Source organism: Catellatospora sp. IY07-71, assembly GCF_018326265.1.
Classification (GTDB): Bacteria; Actinomycetota; Actinomycetes; order Mycobacteriales; family Micromonosporaceae; genus Catellatospora.
Genome location: NZ_AP023360.1, coordinates 4,473,482 through 4,493,323 on the forward strand (window position 1 = coordinate 4,473,482; position 19,842 = coordinate 4,493,323).

Annotated in this window: 15 protein-coding genes; 9 read left to right on the forward strand and 6 right to left on the reverse strand. The window is 74.2% G+C overall.

The window, feature by feature from the left end; all coding sequences use genetic code 11:
- The first annotated feature begins 7 nt into the window (after positions 1 to 7).
- Positions 8 to 3,475, forward strand: coding sequence for a non-ribosomal peptide synthetase (locus CS0771_RS20075; protein ID WP_212842409.1), 3,468 nt, complete (start codon positions 8 to 10; stop codon positions 3,473 to 3,475).
- Entirely contained in the window at positions 3,472 to 6,399 is a 2,928-nt protein-coding gene (locus tag CS0771_RS20080) for a type I polyketide synthase (RefSeq protein ID WP_212842410.1), read from the forward strand. Before CS0771_RS20075 ends, CS0771_RS20080 begins: the two co-directional genes overlap by 4 nt.
- A 68-nt stretch (positions 6,400 to 6,467) precedes the next feature.
- Here CS0771_RS20080 and CS0771_RS20085 read toward each other — a convergent pair whose 3' ends face one another.
- The 3 genes from CS0771_RS20085 to CS0771_RS20095 all read right to left on the reverse strand — a co-directional run bounded on the left by CS0771_RS20085 (position 6,468) and on the right by CS0771_RS20095 (position 10,487).
- A complete protein-coding gene (locus CS0771_RS20085) occupies positions 6,468 to 7,790 on the reverse strand; it encodes a condensation domain-containing protein (protein ID WP_212842411.1) in 1,323 nt (440 codons plus the stop codon).
- A 103-nt stretch (positions 7,791 to 7,893) separates the two neighbouring features.
- A complete protein-coding gene (locus tag CS0771_RS20090) occupies positions 7,894 to 9,450 on the reverse strand; it encodes an MFS transporter (protein ID WP_212842412.1) in 1,557 nt (518 codons plus the stop codon).
- A gap of 98 nt (positions 9,451 to 9,548) precedes the next feature.
- A complete protein-coding gene (locus CS0771_RS20095) occupies positions 9,549 to 10,487 on the reverse strand; it encodes an ion transporter (protein ID WP_212842413.1) in 939 nt (312 codons plus the stop codon).
- 100 nt (positions 10,488 to 10,587) lie between these two features.
- On the opposite strand from CS0771_RS20095, the gene CS0771_RS20100 reads away from it, so the two are divergent.
- The 4 genes from CS0771_RS20100 to CS0771_RS20115 all read left to right on the forward strand — a co-directional run bounded on the left by CS0771_RS20100 (position 10,588) and on the right by CS0771_RS20115 (position 12,797).
- The gene (locus CS0771_RS20100; protein ID WP_212842414.1) at positions 10,588 to 10,929 is read left to right on the forward strand and encodes a hypothetical protein; all 342 of its coding nucleotides are present in this window, start codon (positions 10,588 to 10,590) and stop codon (positions 10,927 to 10,929) included.
- A 391-nt stretch (positions 10,930 to 11,320) separates the two neighbouring features.
- The gene (locus CS0771_RS20105) at positions 11,321 to 11,614 is read left to right on the forward strand and encodes a helix-turn-helix transcriptional regulator (protein ID WP_244870907.1); all 294 of its coding nucleotides are present in this window, start codon (positions 11,321 to 11,323) and stop codon (positions 11,612 to 11,614) included.
- Entirely contained in the window at positions 11,611 to 12,000 is a 390-nt protein-coding gene (locus CS0771_RS20110; protein ID WP_212842415.1) for a VOC family protein, read from the forward strand. The genes CS0771_RS20105 and CS0771_RS20110 overlap by 4 nt, the downstream gene beginning before the upstream one ends.
- 107 nt (positions 12,001 to 12,107) lie before the next feature.
- A complete protein-coding gene (locus CS0771_RS20115; RefSeq protein ID WP_212842416.1) occupies positions 12,108 to 12,797 on the forward strand; it encodes a hypothetical protein in 690 nt (229 codons plus the stop codon).
- A gap of 76 nt (positions 12,798 to 12,873) precedes the next feature.
- On the opposite strand, the gene CS0771_RS20120 is transcribed toward CS0771_RS20115, so the two are convergent.
- On the reverse strand, positions 12,874 to 13,587 hold the full coding sequence (locus CS0771_RS20120) for an SDR family NAD(P)-dependent oxidoreductase (protein WP_212842417.1): 714 nt from the start codon (positions 13,585 to 13,587) through the stop codon (positions 12,874 to 12,876).
- Between the two features lie 50 nt (positions 13,588 to 13,637).
- Complete coding sequence (locus CS0771_RS20125) at positions 13,638 to 14,210, reverse strand: TetR/AcrR family transcriptional regulator (protein WP_212842418.1); 573 nt, start codon at positions 14,208 to 14,210, stop codon at positions 13,638 to 13,640.
- Positions 14,211 to 14,315: 105 nt separating this feature from the next.
- Between CS0771_RS20125 and CS0771_RS20130 the strand changes: the two genes are divergently transcribed.
- The 3 genes from CS0771_RS20130 to CS0771_RS20140 all read left to right on the forward strand — a co-directional run bounded on the left by CS0771_RS20130 (position 14,316) and on the right by CS0771_RS20140 (position 17,721).
- Positions 14,316 to 15,248 carry an SDR family NAD(P)-dependent oxidoreductase gene (locus CS0771_RS20130; RefSeq protein ID WP_212842419.1) on the forward strand — a complete coding sequence of 311 codons (933 nt, stop codon included), beginning with the start codon at positions 14,316 to 14,318 and terminating at the stop codon, positions 15,246 to 15,248.
- Positions 15,249 to 15,275: 27 nt separating this feature from the next.
- Positions 15,276 to 16,313, forward strand: coding sequence for an MBL fold metallo-hydrolase (locus CS0771_RS20135; protein WP_212842420.1), 1,038 nt, complete (start codon positions 15,276 to 15,278; stop codon positions 16,311 to 16,313).
- 148 nt (positions 16,314 to 16,461) lie between these two features.
- Entirely contained in the window at positions 16,462 to 17,721 is a 1,260-nt protein-coding gene (locus CS0771_RS20140) for an MFS transporter (protein ID WP_244870908.1), read from the forward strand.
- A 97-nt stretch (positions 17,722 to 17,818) separates the two neighbouring features.
- Here the strand turns inward: CS0771_RS20140 and CS0771_RS20145 are convergent, their stop codons facing one another.
- Positions 17,819 to 19,762, reverse strand: a complete 1,944-nt coding sequence (locus CS0771_RS20145; protein ID WP_212842421.1) for a PrsW family glutamic-type intramembrane protease — start codon at positions 19,760 to 19,762, stop codon at positions 17,819 to 17,821.
- Positions 19,763 to 19,842: the final 80 nt, after the last annotated feature.

Consider the following 19,842-nt stretch of genomic DNA (forward strand, 5'->3'; position numbering starts at 1 on the left):
AGAATCGATGACCCAGGGCGATGTGCTGCCCTATCCCGACCGGCGCTTCCCCGACCTGGTCGCCGACCGGGCCCGCGCGTTCCCCGACGCCGTCGCGGTCCGCCAGTGGGACACCACGCTGACCTACGGCGCGCTGCACGCGGCCGCCGGAGCGCTCGCGGCCCGGCTGCGCGCGGACGCCCCGCAGGTCCTGGTCGGAGTGTGTGCCGACCGGCGGCCTCCCCTGCTCACCGCGCTGCTCGGCGTGCTGCGCGCCGGTGCCGGGTACGTGCCGCTGGACCCGGCGCTGCCGCCGGCGCGGCTGCGCGAGATCGCCGCGGAGGCGGGCCTGCGCACCGTCGTCTGCGACGAGCTGGGCGAACGGCTGCTCGCGGACTCCGGCCTGGAACTGGTGGCCGTGCCGGACACGGCCGCCGACCCCGGCGAGTGCCCGGCCACGGCGGAGGATCTCGCGTACGTGATGTTCACGTCGGGCTCGACGGGCCGCCCCAAGGGCGTGATGATCCCGCACGAGGCGCTGACCGAGTTCGTCAGCAGCCTGACCGTGATCGCGGGCCTCGACGCACGGAGCGTGATGCTGGGGTTCGCCTCGATCGGGTTCGACGCCTCGGTGATCGACCTGCTCGCGCCGCTGGCGGCGGGCGGCACGATCGCGCTGGCCGGGGCGGCGGACCGGGCCGATCCGGTCCGGTTGCAGCGGTTCTGCGCCGAGCACGCGGTCACGGTCGCGTTCCTGCCTCCGGCGCTGCTGCCGGTGCTCGACCCGGCCGCGCTGCCCGCGCTGCGGGTGGTGCTGACCGGCAGCGAGGCGCCCGGCCCGGAGCAGGCCGCCCGCTGGACGGACGGCGGCGGCCGCTTCCTCAACCTGTTCGGGCCGACCGAGACGACCGTGCTGGTCACCTGGTTCGAGGCGGCCGGAGCCTGGGACCGGCCGCTGCCCATCGGCCGCCCGGCCGTCAACCACCGGGTGTACGTCGTCGACGAGCAGCTGCGTCAGGTCGCGCCGGGCGAGGCGGGCGAGTTGCTGGCCGGTGGGGCGGGGCTGGCCCGGGGCTACCTGGGCGCGCCCGAGCTGACCGAGCAGCGGTTCGTGCCGGACCCGTTCTCCGGGCTGCCCGGCGCCCGCCTCTACCGCACCGGTGACCTGGTGCGCTGGGGGCCGGACGGCGAGCTGGAGTTCCTGGGGCGGGTCGACCGCCAGGTGAAGATCCGGGGCCAGCGGGTGGAGCTGGGCGAGGTCGAGGCGGTGCTGCGACGCCACCCCGAGGTCGGGCATGCCGCCGTCGCCGTGTCCGCCGGACCGGCCGGTACGCAGCTCGTCGCGTTCGTGACCGGGGGAGTCACTCCGGAATCGGTGCGCGCGCACTGCGCGGCGCGGCTCGGCGCGGCGATGGTGCCGGCCCGCGTCGTGCCGGTGCCCGAGCTGCCGCTGCTGCCCAGCGGCAAGGTCGACGTCGACCGGCTGCTCGCCGACCACGCCGCGACGGGTGCCGAGGTGCCGTACCAGGAGCCGGACGGTGACGTGGAGCGCGAGGTCGCCGCCGCGTGGGCCGAGCTGCTGGGGCTGGCCCGGGTCGGGCGCGACGACGACCTCTTCGACACCGGCGGCCACTCGATCACCGCGATGCGCCTGGTGGCGGCGTTGCGGGCCCGGCTGGGCCGGGATGTCGCGGTCGAGGACGTGCTGCACGGGCGCACGCTGCGGGTGATCGCCGAGCGGGCCGGGGCTGCCGCGCCGCTCGGCGGCGAGCCGCCGGTGCGCGGCCGCCCGCCCGCGCTGTCGCCGTCGCAGCAGCGGCTGTGGTTCCTGGAGCGCTACTCGCCGGAGGCGGCGGCCGCGTACAACATCGTGCTGGCCGAACGGCTGCGCGGCCCGCTGGACACCGAAGCGCTGCGCGCCGCGCTGACCGCCGTCGCCGCGCGGCAGGAGGTGCTGCGCTGGCGCTTCCCGGACGCGGACGGGGTGCCGTACGCGGTGCTCGACCCGGTGGCCCCGGTGCCGCTGCCGGTGAGCGACCTGAGCAGCCTGGCCGCCGAGCAGCGCGAACAGGAGCTGGCCGCGGCGCTGGCCGCCGAGGCCGGGCGCCGGTTCCGGCTGGCCGCCGACGCGCTGTGGCGGGTGCGCCTGTTCCGGCTCGGCCCGGACGAGCACGTGCTGGCGATCACCGCCCACCACGCGGTGTTCGACGGTTGGTCCCAGTCCCTGCTGTACGCCGACCTCGCCGCCGCGTACGCCGCACCGGACACGCTGCCGCCGCTGCCCGCGACCTACGCCGACTACGTCGCCTGGCGCGACGAGCGGCGCACCCGGCGCGCGGACGGCGACCTCGACTGGTGGACGTCCCATCTGGACGGCGTGCCGACCGTGCTGGAGGTGCCCGGCGACCGGCCCCGCCCGGCCGAGCAGACCTACGCGGGCGGCTATGCGGGCTGCTGGCTCGACGAGGCCGCCACGGCTGACCTGCACCGCTTCGCCCGTGGGCTGGGCGCTACGCCGTCGGCGGTGCTGCTGGCCGCGTTCGGGCTGGTGCTGGCGGGCCGGGCCGGGCAGGACGAGCTGGTCGTCGGGACGCCCGCGGTGGACCGGCGCCACCCCGACTTCGAGGACATGGTCGGGTTCTTCATCGACATCATGCCGTTGCGGCTGCGCGCCGAGCCGGGGCGCGGCTTCGCCGAGCACGTACGCGCGGCCCGGGACGAGCTGATCGCCGCGCTGGCGCACCCGGAGGCGCCGCTGGAGCGCATCGTGCAGGCGTTCGGGCTGGGCGGCCAGACGGTGCGCAGCCCGCTGGTCCAGGTGCTGTTCAACGTGTTCAACTTCGCCGCGCCGCGCCTCGACCTGGCCGGGCTGACCGCCGAGCCGGTGCCGGTGCCCGCCCCCGGCTCCGCGTTCGACCTGACGCTGTACGGCGTCGAGCGCGACGGGCGCATGCGGCTGGAGGTCGTCTACAACAGCGACCTGTACGACCGGTCCACGATGGACGGCTTCCTGGACGCGCTGCGCGAGGTCATCGTGCGCGGCACGGCCGACGGCGAGCTGCCCGCGGCAGAACTGGTGCCCGAGCCGGTCCGGGGCGCGCGGGTGGAGACACCGAGGGCCCGGGTCCGGCCGGTCAAGGCGGAGGCGGTGATCAGCCGGCCGCCGGAGACGGCGACGGAGCGGGCGGTGGCCGCGGTCTGGTGCGAGGTGCTGGGCCGGGACGCGGTCGGGGTCACCGACAACTTCTTCGACTCCGGCGGCGGCTCGCTGGCGATGGCGACCGTGCAGCAGCGGCTCAACCGGCTGCTGGGCCGGGAGCTGCGCGTGGTCGACCTGTTCCGGTATCCGACCGTGCGGGCGCTGGCCGCCCACCTCGACGGCGCGGGGCAGGGCGCCGACGGCACCGACGACGCGGTGGAGCTGGCCCTGCGCCGGGGGGCGGCACGGCGTGCCCGGACCCGACAGCGGCCCGGCGTGGCAGGGGAGGAACTGTGAGCGAGCTGGACGACGGCGTCGAGCCGATCGCGATCATCGGGATGGCCTGCCGGGTGCCGGGCGCACCGGACCTCGGCCGGTTCTGGGAGAACCTGGTCGCCGGGCGGGACGCGCGCACCGAGCTGAGCCGCGAGCGCCTGCTGCGCGCGGGCGTCCCGGCGGAGCAGGCCGACGACCCGGACTACGTGCCCGTGGCGTACCTGCTCGACGACCTGGCGGACTTCGACGCGGGGCTGTTCGGCATGACGCCGCGCGAGGCGGCGCTGGCCGACCCCCAGCACCGGCTGTTCCTGGAGCTGTGCCACGCCGCGCTGGAGCACGCGGGCTGGGACCCGGCCCGCCACCCGGGCGACATCGGCGTCTACGGCGGGCGCGGCATGGAGAACTACCGGTGGCGGCACATCCACGCCAACCGGGCGATCATGGCGGTCACCGACCACACCACGATCGGCAACGGCAACCACGCCGACACGTTCACCACCCTGGTCTCGTACCACCTGAACCTGCGCGGCCCCAGCGTCGGGGTGTACACGGCCTGCTCAACGTCGCTGGTCGCGGTGCACACCGCCGCGGAGGCGCTGCGCGCGGGCGAGTGCGACATGGCGCTGGCCGGCGGCGTCAGCATCGAGCTGCCCGCCGACCACGGCTACCTGCACCGGGAGGGCGCCGCCGACTCCGCCGACGGCCGCTGCCGGCCGTTCGACGCGGCCGCCACCGGCACCGTCGCGGGCAGCGGCGGGGGAGTGGTGCTGCTCAAGCGGCTCGGCGACGCGCTCGCCGACGGCGACCACGTGCACGCGGTGGTGCTCGGCAACGCGGTCAACAACGACGGCGCCGGGAAGGTCGGCTTCACCGCGTCCGGTGTCGCCGGCCAGGCCGCCGTGATCGCGAACGCGCTGGCCACGGCCGGGGTCGACCCGCGTACGGTGACCTACGTCGAGGCGTCGGCGACCGGCAGCGCGCTCGGCGACCCCATCGAGGTCGAGGCCCTGACCAGTGTGTACGGGCGCGGCCGCGCAGATCGGCAGTGGTGCGCCATCGGCTCGGTCAAGTCGAACATCGGCCACCTGAGCCAGGGCGCGGGCGTGGTCGGTCTCATCAAGACCGCGCTCGCCCTGGAGCACGGCCTGATCCCGGCCAGCCTGGGCTACACCGCGGCCAACCCGGCGATCGACTTCGCGGCGAGCCCGTTCTACGTCAACGCCACCCTCGCCACCTGGGACGCCGCGGACACGCCGCGCCGCGCCGCGGTCAGCTCGTTCGGCATCGGCGGCACCAACGCGCACGTCGTCCTCCAGCAGCCGCCGGGCAGGGAAGACAACGGTTCACGCGTTACAACTTCTGGGTTGTACCTACAACCCAGAAGTTGTAGCGCGCGGTTGCTCACCGTCTCCGCCCGGTCCGCGCGGGCCCGGGATGTCGCAGTGGCCCGGCTTGCCGATCACCTCGCGGCCAACGGTGACCTGGACCTGGCCGACGTCGCCCACACGCTGCGGACCGGTCGGGCCGAGCACTCGCACCGGGCAGCGGTCGTCGCGACCAGCACCGCGGAGGCAGTGACCGCGCTGCGTACCCCGCAGCGGCTGTGCACAGGCCCGGCCACGGTCACCGTGCCCCGGGTCGTGCTGCTCTTCGGCGACCAGGCCGTGCCACCCGGGGACCCGGACCTGTACGCCGCCGAGCCGGTGTTCGCCGAGGCGGTCGACCGCTGCGCGGCCGCGCTGGGCCGGAGCGTGCCGGACCTGCTCGCCGACCCGCTGCCGGGCTCGTTCGCCCTGGGCTACGCCGTGGCGCTGCTCTGGCGCTCGTGGGGCCTGCGCCCGGCCACGATGCTCGGCCACGGCACCGGCGAGTACGTCGCCGCGACCCTGGCCGGGGTGTTCACCCTGCCCGCCGCGCTGCGCCTGGTGGAGCTGCACGGGCGGCTGCAGGGCGAGCTGCCGACGACCCCCGCGTTCACCGTATCGGCGAGCGCGGCGACCCTGGCCGGCCTGCTGCCGCCGGAGGCGGCGGTCGTGGCGGTCAACGGCCCGGCGAGCTGCGTCGTCACCGCCCCGGCCGACGTGTTCGCGCAGCCGCTCACCGACCCGGCGACCGGCCGCCCGATCCCAGCCCGGCGGCTGCGTGCCGACCTGCCCCAGCGCACCGCCGTCACCGCAGCCATGCTCGGCGAGCTGGCGGCGGCGGTGGCGGCGGCCGATCCGTCCGCCCCGGTCCAGCCCTACCTGTCCTGCCGCACCGGGCAGCCGGTGACCCCGTTCGACGCGACCGATCCGGCTCACTGGGCCGGCCTGCTGGGCGAGCCGGTCCTGTTCGGACCTGCGGTCGGGGTGGCGCTGGCCGGTGGCACGACCCAGTTCCTGGAGTGCGGGCCGGGGCGGCAGCTGGCCGGGCTGGCGCAGATGCAGCTGCCCAAGGGCTCACCCGCGCCGCTGCCCAGCCTGCCCGCCGCCGGTGAACCCGCCGACGCCGTCACGACCTGCTACACCGCCGCCGGGCGGCTGTGGGTGCAGGGCTTGCCGGTCACCCTCGGCGGCACGGGCCGCCGGGTGCCGCTGCCCGGCTACCCCTACGAGCGGACCCGGCACTGGATCGATCCCGACCCACCGGCGGCGGCCGCACCCACGGCGACCAGCACCGCGCCGGCAGACGCCACGGCGGCACAGGCTGCCGGGCAGGCGGCCCCGCCGGACCCGGCCGCCGGGTTGGCGGCCGTCTGGACGGCGCTGCTCGGCATCGAGCACCTCGGACCCGACGACGACTTCTTCGCCGTGGGCGGCACCTCGCTGACGGCGGTGCAGCTCGTCGCCCAGGTCCGGGCCGCCTACGGGGTCCGGCTGTCGATGCGCCAGATCTTCGACGCGCCGACGCTGTCCGCGATGGCCAAGACCATCGAGCAGCGCCTGCCCGACGCCCGCCCCTGATCTCCTGAGCGAAGCTCCCGCCCGGCGGTCAGCCGACCTGGTGGGAGCTTCCACTCAGGGACGGGCGGTCAGCGCTGCTCGGCCAGCTCGGACAGGCGGAGCCCGGGGTCGCCGACGGCGGTGCGCAGCAGGTGCTCGTAGGTGGCGGCCAGGGCGGCCACGGTGGGTTCGGCCAGCACTCCGGTGTCGTAGACGAACTTCAGGGACAGGCCCTCGGGGCTCGGTCCGGCGTACACCATCAGGTCGTGCAGCACGCGGGGGATGCCCAGCGGGAAGCCCTCCACCCGCAGGCCGGGCAGGACCAGGCGGGCCGCGGGCGCCACCTCGTCGTGCAGGAACATGGCCTGGAAGCCCTGCGCCCGGCCGGGGTCGGCGGGTTCGTCGAGCAGCGCGACGACCTGGCCCCAGGGCAGCTCCTGGTGGTCCAGCGCGTCGAGCACCGTCTCCCGGGTGCGGGCCAGCAGCTCGCCGAACGACGGATCGCCGGACAGGTCGCCGCGCAGCGCCAGCGCGTTGTTGAACAGGCCGACGATCCCGGCCAGCTCGGGACGGGCACGTCCGGCCCCGGCCACCGGGATGCCGATCGCGAAGCCGTCCTGCCCGCTCGCCTGCGCGAGCAGCACGTGCAGGGCCGCGAGCAGCACCATGAACCGGGTGCCGCGCGCACCACGGGCCAGCTCCTCGATCCGCCGGGTCAGCTCCGCGTCCAGCGTCCGGGTGACCTCGGCGGCGGGCGCGCCCTTGGCGGCGGGGCGGGGCAGCGCCTCGATCAGCTCCAGCGGCACGAGCCCGGCGAGCTGCTCGCGCCAGTACGCGCGATCCTCGTCGGCCTGCTCGGTGTCGGCGTGCGTCTGCCACACCGCGTAGTCGCCGTACTGGACGGCCGGGGCGGGCAGCTCGGGTTCGCGGCCCGCGGCCAGCGCGGGGTAGAGCGCGGTCAGCTCGCGGTCGATGACGGCCAGCGAGGCGCCGTCGGCCAGGATGTGGTGGATCGTCATCCGCCACACGTGGTCGTCGTCGGCCAGCCGCAGCAGCGACGTGTGCACCAGGGGTCCGGCCTCCAGGTCCAGGGACAGGCGGCGGCGCTCGTCGAGCAGCTCGCGGGCCCGCTCCTCGCGCTGGCCGGCGGGCAGGTCCCGCAGGTCGAGGACCTCCATCCGGATCCCGGCGGGCGGCCCGACGAGCTGGACGGGCCCGCCGGGCCGGGTGGCGAACAGGGTGCGCAGGATCTCGTGCCGGTTCACCACCTCGTCGACCGCGCGTGCCCAGGCGTCGGCGTCCAGCGGCCCGCGCAGCCGGTGCACGAGGTCGACCAGCGGTGACATGCCACCGGGGTAGCTGGTGCACAGGAACCACCAGCGGGCCTGCAGCGGGCTGAGGGGCAGTTCCACCAGATGTGACGGTCTGGCGCGGACGGGCGATTCCCATGTCACATCGGTCATGGTGAACATCTTGGGTGTGCCCGCCGGACCGTGTCCAGCGGCCGTCGCCTATCTAACCGCGTTCCAGTGCGCTGGTGAGTTCGGCCAGGCGGCGTTCCAGGTGGACGACGCGGGTGCGCACCGTACGGGTCCGATCGGCGACCCGGGCGCGCTCGTGCGCGACGGTCTCGCGCAGCGCCGCGTGCAGCGGCGGCACGTCCAGCCGGGCCAGCGCGCCGACCGCGGCGCCGGGTGCGACCGGCCGCTGCCGGGCCAGGCGGCGCAGGCCGCGCCGGGCGCGGAGGGTCCAGCCGCCGTCGGCGTAGCGCAGGCTGACCCGTGGCCCGGTGACCGCCCCGGCCAGGCCGTACAGCGCGGGCAGCGGCTTGCCGTCGCCCGGTTTCGGCGGGGCGGGCGCGGTGTCGTCGAGTTCGCGCCACAGCCGGTGCCCGATCACCGGGGTCAGCGTCACCGCGAAGTAGAGGCCGGTCGCGACGAGGATCGCGTCGGTCAGCCCGAAGTATCGCACCAGGTATCCGGCGAGCAGTCCGCCGAGCGGCACCCCGCCGAACGCCACCGCGGTGATGATGCCGCCCATCCGGGCCAGCATCTCCTTCGGCGTCCGCTGGTAGATCATCGCGCCGACGGTCGGGTTGAGCGACGCCATGGCCACGCCGCCGACCACCGTCACGGCGACGATCACGAGCAGGTCGTCGGACAGCGCCAGCACCAGGAAGCGCGGCACGCCGCCGATGAGGTAGCCGGCCACGAGCATCGGGTAGCGCGGCAGGACCGGGGACAGCCAGGCCACCAGCGCGTTCCCCGCGATCAGGCCGACGGCGTACGCGGTCGCGACGGCGCCGAGCGCGGCCGGGTCGTCCATGTTGGCGTACACCCACAGCGGCACGAACACCACGGCCGCGGCCTGGTTGAACAGGTTGGTGAAGAACAGCATGCCGGTCACCGCGCGCATCAGCCGGTTGCGCCGGAACCAGGTGAACCCCTCGCGCAGCGCGGTGAAGTACGGCACCGCCGGTGCCTCCGGCGCGGTGGCCTCCGCCGTGCGGGTCGGGACGGTCAGCGCGACCGCGACGACGTACGTGGCCGCGTCCAGCCAGATGCCGCCGATCGGCCCGAGCACCACCACCGCGACACCGGCCAGCGAGGAGCCCAGCAGCGTCGAGGTGCGCAGCACGCCCTCGCGTACGGCGGCGACCCGGGCGTAGTCGGTGCCGGTCGCGCCCATCAGCGGCACCAGCAGCGTCGTCTTGGCCCGGTCGCCCTGCGCGCGGAGCACGCCCAGCACCGCGACCAGCACCAGCAGCAGGGCGAAGCTCTGCCGCCCGGCGAGCGCGACCGCGGCCATCACCGCGACGCTGCCCGCGTCCGACCACAGGGAGGTGCGCCGGGCGCCGATCCGGTCCTGCAGCGGCGCGGCGAGCACCCCGCTGACCACGTACGTCAGCGTCTCCGCCCCGGCGACCAGGCCGACCTTGACCGGGTCTCCCGTGGTGACCAGCACCAGCCACGGGATGGCGAAGAAGGTCATCCGGGTGCCGATGTTGGACACCGCCTCGGCGGCGACGAGCCGGACCAGGTCGGCCCGGGTCTGCTGCGGCGTGGTGTCCATCGTGGCCACAGCATAGACGCCCGGCCATGTCGCCTGCGGTGGCGCGGGAACGTGCGGGCAACGGACAGTGGAGATCGCCGCCCGCACGGGCCCTGCCGCTAGGACCGCGTACCGGTGTGGTCGCGCGCGACGGCCGGGGCGTCGCGGTCGATGCGCAGGTCGCGTTCCAGCCCGTCGAGGACGGCCCGCAGGTCGTCGAGGCGCTGGCTGATCAGGATCCGGTCCACGTCGTCCGGCTCGCCGTCGCCGTCGGAGTCGAAGTCCGGCGCGAGCCCTCGGGTCATGTCCAGCCGCCGCGCCTCCTCCATCGAGTTGACGATGACCGCCATCAGGATGTTGAGCAGCAGGTTCGCCGTGATGAGCACGTAGCTGACGTAGTACACCAGCGTCCACGGCGACAGGGCCAGGCCCTGCTCGATGAGGTCGGGCAGCGTCTCCAGGGACAGCAGCACGAACAGCGTCAGCACGGCCCGGCCGATGGTGCCGTACTGCTCCGGGTAGTGCTCGGCGAAGATCAGCCAGCCCGCCATGCCGTACACGTAGAAGGTGACCATCGCCAGGGCGAGGAAGCCGCCGACGCCGGGCAGGCTGCGCAGCAGCGCGTGGACGATGGTGCGCAGGCCGGGGGAGAAGCGCACCAGCCGCACCACCCGGGCGATCCGCACCACCCGCAGCACGGCCGAGTCGCCGTGCAGGCCGGGCACGAACGCGGCTGCGATCACCGCCAGGTCGAAGACGTTCCAGCCGTGCCGGAAGAAGTCCTGCGGGCGTTTGCCGTAGCTGAGCAGGCGGATCGCGATCTCGGCCACGAAGACGACCCGGAACGTCCACTCCAGGGCCTGCAGCCAGGGCCGCGCCGCGCCGAGGTCCGGGTAGGTCTCGATGCCGAGCAGGACGGCGTTGGCGCCGATGGCGACGACGATCGCGATCTCGAAGGCGCGGGACTCGGCGACCCGGCGGCACCAGGCGGTGAACGGCGACGGCGGGGCGGGCGGCGGGGCGGTCTCCGCCTGGCGGGGTTCGAGGAGCAGGCTCATGCCTCACACCGGGGCGGCGTCAGGGGCGGGACTGGCATGCGCATCACCTTACGGGCCGCCACTTCGGACACCGTTGCGAGATCAGCTTAGGCTGCCCGGCATGTATCACGAGAACGTACCGCTCGGCACGGCGCTGCGGCGGCTGTGGTGGCGGGTGGTCAACAGCCTGTGGCTGGTCGTGACGCCGGCCGGGCTGACCGGTCCGGCGCTGGTCGTCCTCGGCGTGATCGCGTCGCGGCGGTCCTGGTGGATCCCGGGCCTGCTCTACACCGCGGTGACGGGGGCCGCGGCGGCCGCGCTCACCCTGCCCGCCGCGCAGCCGGGCTGGGCCGCGCCGCTGATGGCCGGGACCTGGCTGGTCGGCCTGGTCCACGCCGGTTTCGTCAACATGGGGTGGCTGGAGTGGCGGGCCGGGAACACCGACTGGTCCGTCAAGGTTTGAGCAGCCGGTGGCGCGGTACACAGCCGGAGTGGCAACCTGCCCGCCGACTGCGGAGCGTAGAGATCACAATTACGTTCAGTGAAAAAATCTTGAGTTTGCCCTGGACGGGGCCCTGTCGGCCGACGTAGCGTGTTCACCAGTGGCGCGACGCTCGATGAAGGCCCCAGGGGTCCCAGCGGGCCGGCCCGGGCGGAGAGATTCCGTCAGGAGGCGCCGAGCGAAGTGCACAGGGGGATGGGTGGACAGATGCCGTTGGGGGACGGCGTCCACCCGGACAGTAGAAGGCCGGCGGTCGCTGACGGGGGTGAGCGACCGCCGGCCTGTCCGTTTCTGCGGCACGGAACGAGACCTCGGGACGGCGGCTTGATAGGCAAGTGATTACTTGCCTATAGTGGCTGACGTGGGCGACGTTTTCAAAGCGCTGGCCGACCCTACCCGCAGGCGCATTCTCGACGGGCTGGCCGAGCGCGACGACCAGACACTGTTCGAGATCTGTGCGCGGCTGACCACCCAGCACCAGATCAGCTCCTCCCGGCAGGCGATCTCGCAGCACCTCGAGCTGCTGGAGGACGCGGGGCTGGTGCGCACCCGGCGCGAAGGCCGCTACAAGTTCCACACCCTGGACACCGCCCCGCTGGAGCAGATCGCCCAGCGGTGGCTCCGCAAGCCACAGGAGAACCCATGAGAGTCACCCTGACCAGCGTCCTCGTCGACGACCAGGACAAGGCACTGGCCTTCTACACCGACGTGCTCGGCTTCGTGACGAAGCACGACATCCCGATGGGCGAGGCCCGCTGGATCACCGTCGTATCGCCCGAGGACCCCGACGGCGTCGAGCTGGTGCTGGAGCCCGACGGCCACCCGGCGGCCAAGCCGTTCAAGGCGGCGCTGGTGGACGACGGCATCCCGTTCAACTCCCTCGCCGTCACCGACGTGCACGCCGAGTACGAGCGCCTCACCAAGCTGGGCGTCGTGTTCACCCAGCCGCCGACGGAGATGGGCCCGGTGGTCACCGCCGTCTTCGACGACACCTGCGGCAACCTCATGCAGATCGCCGAGTACCGGGGCTGAGCCGGGCCGACCGGGCCGTGACCGTGCGGCCCGGTCTGTCGGGTACGTCACCGCGGTCGGGCGCTTTCCCGACTGAGATCGGGCCGGTGCGCCCCTAACATCCAGGCATGCGCCGTACCCCTCACCTGATCCTGATCGCGGCCTGCGTGCTGGCCGCCGGCACCGCCTGCGGCGGCAAGGGCGGTGACCCGGTCACCGCACCGCCGACGTTCTCCAGCGTGATGAGCCCGTCGGCCGCCCCGGCGACCTCGGCCGCGCCGTCCCCGGCCCGCACCTCCGCCCGGCCGTCCCCGGCGGCCCCGTCGTGGCCGTCGCCGGCCGACTGCGTCTCCTACAACCCGAACAACCTGACGGTGCACTACGAGGCCGGCATCCACGAGGTCCGGGACGGGTCCAGGGTGGTCGCGCGGCTGCACGGCGGGCCGGGCGAGCAGATCGGGGAGCAGGGCCTGGCCCTGGCCCAGCGCTACAAGCGGCACTGCTTCATCGGCCGCGGCAACGGCCGCGAGGACGAGAACGCCTACGTCTTCGACTACTGGCGCGACTCGTCCGGCAGGCGCACCACCATCCCCGGCGAGGACGAGGCCTGCTCGTCGTACGACCGCGGCAACCTCCAGGTCAACGACATGGGCAGCGGGCACGGCTGGCGGGTCAAGGACGACGACCACGTGCTGCACGTGTTCGACGACGAGTCCGACGCCCGCGACGGCCGCCTGGTGCTGGCCAAGTACAGCAAGATCTGCTCGCTGGGCAACCCGCCGGACGACGACCAGGACTACGTCACCTACGGGAAGTGACCCCCGCCGAGGAAGGCGCGCACCGCCGCGGTGAACTCGGCGGGGCGCGCCGCCCCGGGCACCTGTCCCTGGTGGATCACCAGGGCAGCGGCACGCCGTGCCGGAAGAAGCCGCCGGTAGGGCCGTTCTCGGGCAGGTCCACCGCCCACAGCACGCTGGCCGCGCCCTCGGCCACCGGCCGCCCGCCCGGCCCGCCCATGTCGGTGGCGATCCACCCCGGACAGACCGCGTTGACCAGGATGCCGCTGGTGGCCAGCTCGACGGCGAACTGGCGGGTCAGCGCGTTGAGCGCGGTCTTCGACACGGCGTACGCGGGCGCGCCCGCCCCCATGGTCTCCAGCGACCCGGCCTCGCTGGACACGTTGACGATGCGCGGGCGCTGCCCCACCCGCAGCAGCGGCAGCAGCGCCTGCGTGGTCTGCCAGGCCCCGAGCAGGTTGGTCTCCAGCGCCGCGCGCACCGTGTCCAGGTCGGCGGTGACGGCCGACTGCCAGGTGTCGTAGAGGATCGCCGCGTTGTTGACCAGCACGTCGACCCGGCCGAACCGCTCCCCGACGGTGGCCGCGGCCGAACGCAGGCCGGCCGGGTCGGTGACGTCCATGTGCAGCGCGAGCAGCTGCCCGCCATGCTGCCCGGCGGTGATCTCCTCGGCGGCCTGGGCGCCCTTGGCCTGGTCGCGGGAGCCGAGCACGACGGTGTCGCCGCGGGCGTAGAGCTGCCGGACGACCTCCCGGCCGATGCCCCGGTTGGCTCCGGTGACCACCACGATCCTGGGCGATGCTGCGTCCACGTGCCCATCGTGCCGTGCCGCGGGCGCCGTGGCGGGCGGCTCGCCGTGGCTCAGGGGCGCAGGCCCTCGCGCACCACGCCGAGCACGCGCTCCGGCGCGGCGTCCCCGCCGTAGCGCTGCATCGCCTGGCAGCCGACCATGAGCGTCTTGACGTCGGCGACGGTGACGTCGGGGCGTACGGTCCCGGCGGCCTGGGCGCTCCTCAACAGCTCACCCAGGGCGTCCTTGAACGAGCGCTCGTGCTCGGGCATCACGTCGCCGAGGTCGATGCCCTCCCCGGCCAGCGCGTCGGCCAGCCCTTTGTCGGTGGCGCCCTCGGTGGTCATCAGGTCGAAGAAGGCGTAGAACGCCTCGCCGGCGGTGTGCGCGGCGGCCAGCTCGCGGGCGGTGGCCACCAGGTGCTCGACCCGGTCCACCACGATGGCCCGGTAGAGGGCCTCCTTGGTGGGGAAGTGCCGGTAGACCGTGCCCGCGCCGACTCCGGCCCGGCGCGCGATCTCGTCGATGGGCACGGCCAGCCCCTCCGCGGCGAACACCTCGTAAGCGACCTGGAGCACCTTGTCGCGGTTGCGGCGGGCGTCGGCGCGCAGCGGCTTGTCCACCGTGCCGGGACGGTCGCTCACGGCGTCACCCGGAAGGGGAGACCTGGGTCACTGGCTAACCGGAGCGAACGTTCCGTATAGTAAGTGGGGCGCACGTTCCGATTATATGCCCGGAGGAGACCGCCGATGACCCCGACAGCCACCAGGGCCCGCCGCTGGACCGCGGCCGACGTCCCCGACCAGACCGGGCGGGTCGCCGTGATCACCGGCGCCAACACCGGCCTCGGCTACGAGACCGCCCACGTGCTCGCCGCCCGTGGCGCGACCGTGGTGCTCGCCTGCCGCGACCCGCGCCGAGCCGCCGATGCCGTGAGCCGCATCGAGGCCGCCGCGCCCGGCGCGCGGGTGCAGACGCTCGCCCTGGACCTGTCCGACCTCGCCGCGGTCCGCGCCGCCGCCGCGGAGCTGCGCGAACGCCACCCCGAGGTGGACCTGCTGGTCAACAATGCGGGCGTGATGTGGCCGCCGCGCAGCACCACCGCCGACGGGTTCGAGCTGCAGTTCGGCACCAACCACCTGGGCCACTTCGCCTTCACCGGGCTGGTGCTGGACCGGCTGCTGCCCGTGGCCGGCTCCCGCGTGGTCACCGTCAGCAGCATCGGCCACCGCAGCGGCCGGATCGACTTCGACGACCTGCAGTCCGAGCGCGGATACGGCCGCCACCGCGCCTACGCGCAGTCCAAGCTGGCCAACCTGATGTTCACGTACGAGCTGCAGCGCCGCCTGGAGGTCGCGGGGGTGGACACGGCGGCCGTCGCGGCACACCCCGGCGGCTCGGCCACCGAGCTGGTCCGCAACTCGCCGCCGCTGATCCGGGCCCTGTTCCCCGTCGTCGGCCCGCTGTTCAGCCAGAGCGCCGCGCAGGGCGCGCTGCCCACCCTGCGCGCCGCCACGGACCCGGACGTGCGCGGCGGGGAGTACTACGGCCCCGACGGGCTCGGCGAGGTCAAGGGCCATCCGCGCCGGGTCGCCTCGTCCGCCCGCTCGCACGACAAGCTCGCCCAGCGCCGCCTGTGGCAGGAGTCGCTCCAGCTCACCGGCGTCAGCTACCCCGTCTGAACCCACCGACCGTTTAGGGACGAACCGATGACCATCCTCGCCGCCCTGGGCGCCCAGCCCACCGGAGCCCGCGCGGAACGCGTGCGGCGCTCGCCGCACTACCGCGACGGTGCCTTCCACAACACGATGCAGACCCGCACCATGGTCGGCGGGGACAGCCGCCCGTCGGTCCGCGAGTTCCTCACCGGTGGCGAGAAGCGGCGGCCGTCCGGCCCGGTGCCGCTGGTCACCGAAGCGCCCGCCGCCACCGCCGCGTCCGGCCTTCACCTGACCTGGTACGGCCACGCCACCGTGCTCGTCGAGATCGAGGGCAAGCGCGTGCTGCTCGACCCGGTGTGGAGCGACCGGTGCTCGCCGACCCCGGGCGTCGGCCCGAAGCGGCTGCACGCGATGCCCGTCGCGCTGGCCGACGTGCCCCGGCTCGACGCGATCGTCATCTCCCACGACCACTACGACCACCTCGACATGCCCACCATCCAGGCGCTCAACCGCAGCCAGCAGGCGCCGTTCCTGGTGCCGCTGGGCGTGGGCGCGCACCTGGCCCGCTGGGGCGTGCCCGAGTCCCGCATCATCGAGCTGGACTGGGAGGAGAGCGCCGACGTCGCCGGGCTGACCCTCACCGCCACCGAGGCCCGCCACTTCTCCGGCCGTACGCTGCGCCGCAACGGCACCCTGTGGAGCTCCTGGGTGGTCGCGGGCGAGCACCGCCGCGTCTTCTACACCGGCGACTCCGGCTACTTCGACGGCTACGCCGCGATCGGCGAGCGCCACGGCCCCTTCGACGCCACCCTGATGCAGATCGGCGCCTACGACAAGGGCTGGCCCGAGATCCACATGTTCCCCGAGGAGGCCGTCGCGGCCCACCTCGACCTGCGCGGCGGTCTCCTCATCCCCGTCCACTGGGCCACCTTCAACCTGGCCCTGCACTCCTGGTCCGAGCCCGTCGACCGCGTCTGGGCCGAATGCAAGGCCCACGACGTCGCCCTCGCCGTCCCCCGCCCCGGCGAGCGCGTAGACGTCGACACCCCACCCACCCTCGACCCCTGGTGGCAACCCCTGTCCTGAAAGGAAGGGCACCTTCTTATCGCTTTCCGTAGAAGAAGGTGCCCTTCTTAACCCTCACCCGTCCGCGTGACGGGCATCGGGTAGCTTCGACGGCTCAGCGTGGCCGCACCATCGTCCGCGGCGCCGGCGGCACGTCGGGGAGGCAGGCTTGTCGGCACCGGATACAGTGCGCACGCCCGAGCCGCGAACGGGCGCCGCGCGGGGTGGCTTCCGGGCGCTGCTCGTCGCGCAGGCGCTGTCGGCGCTGGGCGACTCGTTCTCTTACGTCGCCATCCCGCTGCTGGTCCTGCATACCACCGGCTCGCTGGCGCAGATGGGCGTGGTGACCGGGCTCGGCGGCGCGGCGTCGCTGCTGACCGGCCTGTTCGCCGGGGTCGTGGTGGACCGGTTCGACCGGCGCCGCCTGCTCGTGCTCTGCGGCCTGGCCCGGTTCGCCCTGTACGCGAGCATCCCCCTGACCTGGCTGGGCGGTCCGCAGCCGTGGCTGCTCTACCTGGTGCTGCCGCTGGCGAGCGCGTTCGCGACGGTCTTCCAGGTCGCGCAGGTGACCGTGGTGCCGAGCCTGGTGCCCGCCGGGCAGATCACCCACGCCAACGGCCGCCTGTTCGCCGCGTCGTCCACCGCGTATCTGGTCGGCCCGGCGCTGGCAGGCCTGCTGGCGGGCCGGTTCGGTGCCACGGCTGCGATCGGGTTCGACGCGGTCACCTTCGCCGTGTCGGCCGTGGCGCTGATGTCCCTGCCGCCCGCTCTGGCCGTCCTGCCCACCGGCCGCGACGGTGCGGTCGGTGAGCAGCGCTCGCTCGACGTGTTCCTCGCCGGGTTGCGGTTCATCCGGCGGCACCCGCTGCTGCGTACCCTCACCGCCCTGCTCACCGTGCTGACCGCGGTCACCTTCGGGCTCACCGACGTGCTGATCTACCACCTGAAGCACGGCCTCGGCCGCTCCGACGGCACGGTCGGGTACGTGCTCACCGCGGGCGTCGTCGGCACGTTGCTGGCCTCGGTGCTGGTGGCGCGGCTGCGCAGGAGGCTGGGCTTCACCGTGACCTGGGTGGGCGCGTGGGCGCTGTGCGGCGTCGCGATGGCCGGGATCGGCCTGGCCGGCAGCGCGCCGCTGGTCGCGCTGGCCGCGACGGGGGTGCTCTGCTGCACTGGCGTCGCGGGCATCGCCTCGATGTCGCTGCGCCAGGAGGTGACGCCGCCGCACCTGCTGGGCCGGGTCACCGCGGCGTTCTGGACCTTGCAGAAGGCGCTGGCGCCGCTGGGTGCGGCGGCGCTGACGGGTGCCGCGGCCGTGTACGGCGTCCCGGCGACGCTGGCCGCGGCGGGTGCCCTGTGCACGGCGACCGCTCTGGCCGCCCTGCTGACCCCGCTCCGCTCCCGTACCCCGGCCGTCCCGGGTCCCTGATCATCCGATGTGCCTGGCACCTGGGCGAATCTTGGATTCGCGAAGGCCCAAGTGCCAGGCGACTTCGACGATCAACGGGGGGCGGGGCGGCTCGGGTTCAGAGCATCTCGGCGAGGAACTCGGCGAGCTTGGCCTCGGCCTCCGGCGAGCCGGGGCGCAGGTGTTCGTGCGCCTCGCCCTGCTTGTGGCCCTGCTCCAGCCACTTCATGAAGTCGCGGCGCGTCTGCGGGTCCTTGATCTTGTTCTTGAGCCAGCCGGAGTCCTCCAGCTCGGCCTTGTTGGCGTCGCTGATGCGCTCACGGCGCGGCGGCGGGTCGTCCTGGCCGTACTTCTCCTCCCAGTAGTCGTCACCACGACCACCGCTGCCGCTGCCGCCCATCATCATGGCGAGGATCGCCATCGCGCCGGCGGCACCGAGCGTGGCCAGGAACTTGCCAGCCGCCGCGGTGACGATGATCTCGAACCCGCCCCCGGCCAGCGCGGCCATGCCGAACGGCGGGAACCACACCATCGCGAGCATCGCCAGCAGCAGCGAGGCGATGAACAGCGTGTTGCTGATGGCGTCGAGGATGTGCGCCGGCAGGATCGGCTGGTCGGCCGAGCCGCCCGCGGCCAGCCCGAGCAGCAGGCTGCTCGCCGCCGCGGTGAGGCTGCCGAGGCCGGTGAGCAGGCGCAGCTCGGCGGTCACGGCGCCGTACGCGGCGGGCACGGCCAGCAGCGGCCGCAGCCGCCGGGCGGTGGCCACCACCTGCCAGCCCAGCCAGAGCAGCCCCGCCACCGCACCGGCCATCACCAGCGGGAACACGAACGACGAGCCGAGCAGCTCCTGCACCCAGGAGAAGGTGGGCAGGCCGCCGGGCAGGAAGTACAGCACCGCGGGCACCAGCAGCACGAGCCAGAGCAGCAGCGGCAGGTACGCCTTCAGCCCGCGCGGCGGCGTCACCGCGGCCCGCCGGCGCACCCCCGCCCCGCGCCACGCCTCGGCGCTGCGGGACTCGTCGAGCGCGGTGGTGGCCTCGGCCACGGCGCGGCGCATCGGGTCGTCCTCGCCGGTCCGGCCGTGGCCGTACAGCGCGGCGCGCCGGGTCAGCACGTAGACCCAGGCCGGGTACGGCGTCCACGGCAGCCCGGCGAACGCGAACCCGCTCAGCGCCGCGAACGCCGGACGCCCGGCCCGCTCCGGCTCGGTGAGCGTGTCCGGCCAGGCACGCTTGGCCGCGAGCAGCGTGCGCCGGTCCAGGAAGGTCGCGGCACCGAGGGCGAGCAGCGGGTACAGCCACAGCGCGTGGCGCAGGAAGGCCAGCGGCCCGGCGACCACGCCGATGAACCCGCCCTCCGCGGGGTTGACCACGTCGTGGTTGAACGCGGCGTGGTCCAGCCACGGGAACACGATCAGCGCCGCCCCGGCCAGGCGCTGCAGCGCGCTGCCCCGGATCAGCAGGCCGAGCCCGAGCCCGGCCAGCGCGCTCCACACCAGGTGCAGGCTGGTGTCGGGGCTGGGCGTGTCGGTGCCGAACGCGTCGACATAGGACACCGGAGTCGGCAGCCATGACGTGAGCAGGTCGGGCAGGCCCCAGACCTGGACGAAGCTGAAGCCCCGAATGATCGTCCAGCCCTCGACCGGCCCGCCCGCGCCCGCGTTCGCGGCCTCGCCGGCGTGCCGGAGGAGCTGCTCGACGAGCGCGAACCCGGCGCCGCTCGCCGCACCCAGCAGCAGGAAGTCGGTGAGGCCCCACTGCGCGCGCACCTTGCGATGCAGCAGCGCGAGCAGGGCGAACGGCGCCACCTTGGCCAGCTCCTCGATGAGCGGGTCCGTGGTGTAGCTGGCCGTCCGGACGACCTCCGCCACGGAGTCGCCGGTGAGCGCGGCGACGCCGCGCGTATAGAGCAGCTGCAGGCCCAGGGCGAGCATGCCGGCGCCGTAGAGCCCGGTCACCACGCCCAGGATCAGCAACGGCATCCGTACCGTGCGCGTCGCCGAGGCGAGCATCGTGAGCTGCCATACGCCGTAGCAGGCAGCGAACATCATGAGGACGGTCACGACGCGCACGGTAGCCGGTATCGACAACGGCAACTGTCTGCCAGCCGACTCCCGGCCGGGCGGGCGGTCCGGGCTCACCT

Bases quoted from the DNA above. Each gene is read 5' to 3' on its own strand.
- CS0771_RS20115 (WP_212842416.1), top strand. From the start codon at position 12,108: ATGCGCCGTACCCCTCACCTGATCCTGATCGCGGCCTGCGTGCTGGCC.
- CS0771_RS20090 (WP_212842412.1), bottom strand. From the start codon at position 9,450: ATGGACACCACGCCGCAGCAGACCCGGGCCGACCTGGTCCGGCTCGTC.
- CS0771_RS20130 (WP_212842419.1), top strand. From the start codon at position 14,316: ATGACCCCGACAGCCACCAGGGCCCGCCGCTGGACCGCGGCCGACGTC.
- CS0771_RS20095 (WP_212842413.1), bottom strand. From the start codon at position 10,487: ATGAGCCTGCTCCTCGAACCCCGCCAGGCGGAGACCGCCCCGCCGCCC.
- CS0771_RS20110 (WP_212842415.1), top strand. From the start codon at position 11,611: ATGAGAGTCACCCTGACCAGCGTCCTCGTCGACGACCAGGACAAGGCA.
- CS0771_RS20135 (WP_212842420.1), top strand. From the start codon at position 15,276: ATGACCATCCTCGCCGCCCTGGGCGCCCAGCCCACCGGAGCCCGCGCG.
- CS0771_RS20075 (WP_212842409.1), top strand. From the start codon at position 8: ATGACCCAGGGCGATGTGCTGCCCTATCCCGACCGGCGCTTCCCCGAC.
- CS0771_RS20100 (WP_212842414.1), top strand. From the start codon at position 10,588: ATGTATCACGAGAACGTACCGCTCGGCACGGCGCTGCGGCGGCTGTGG.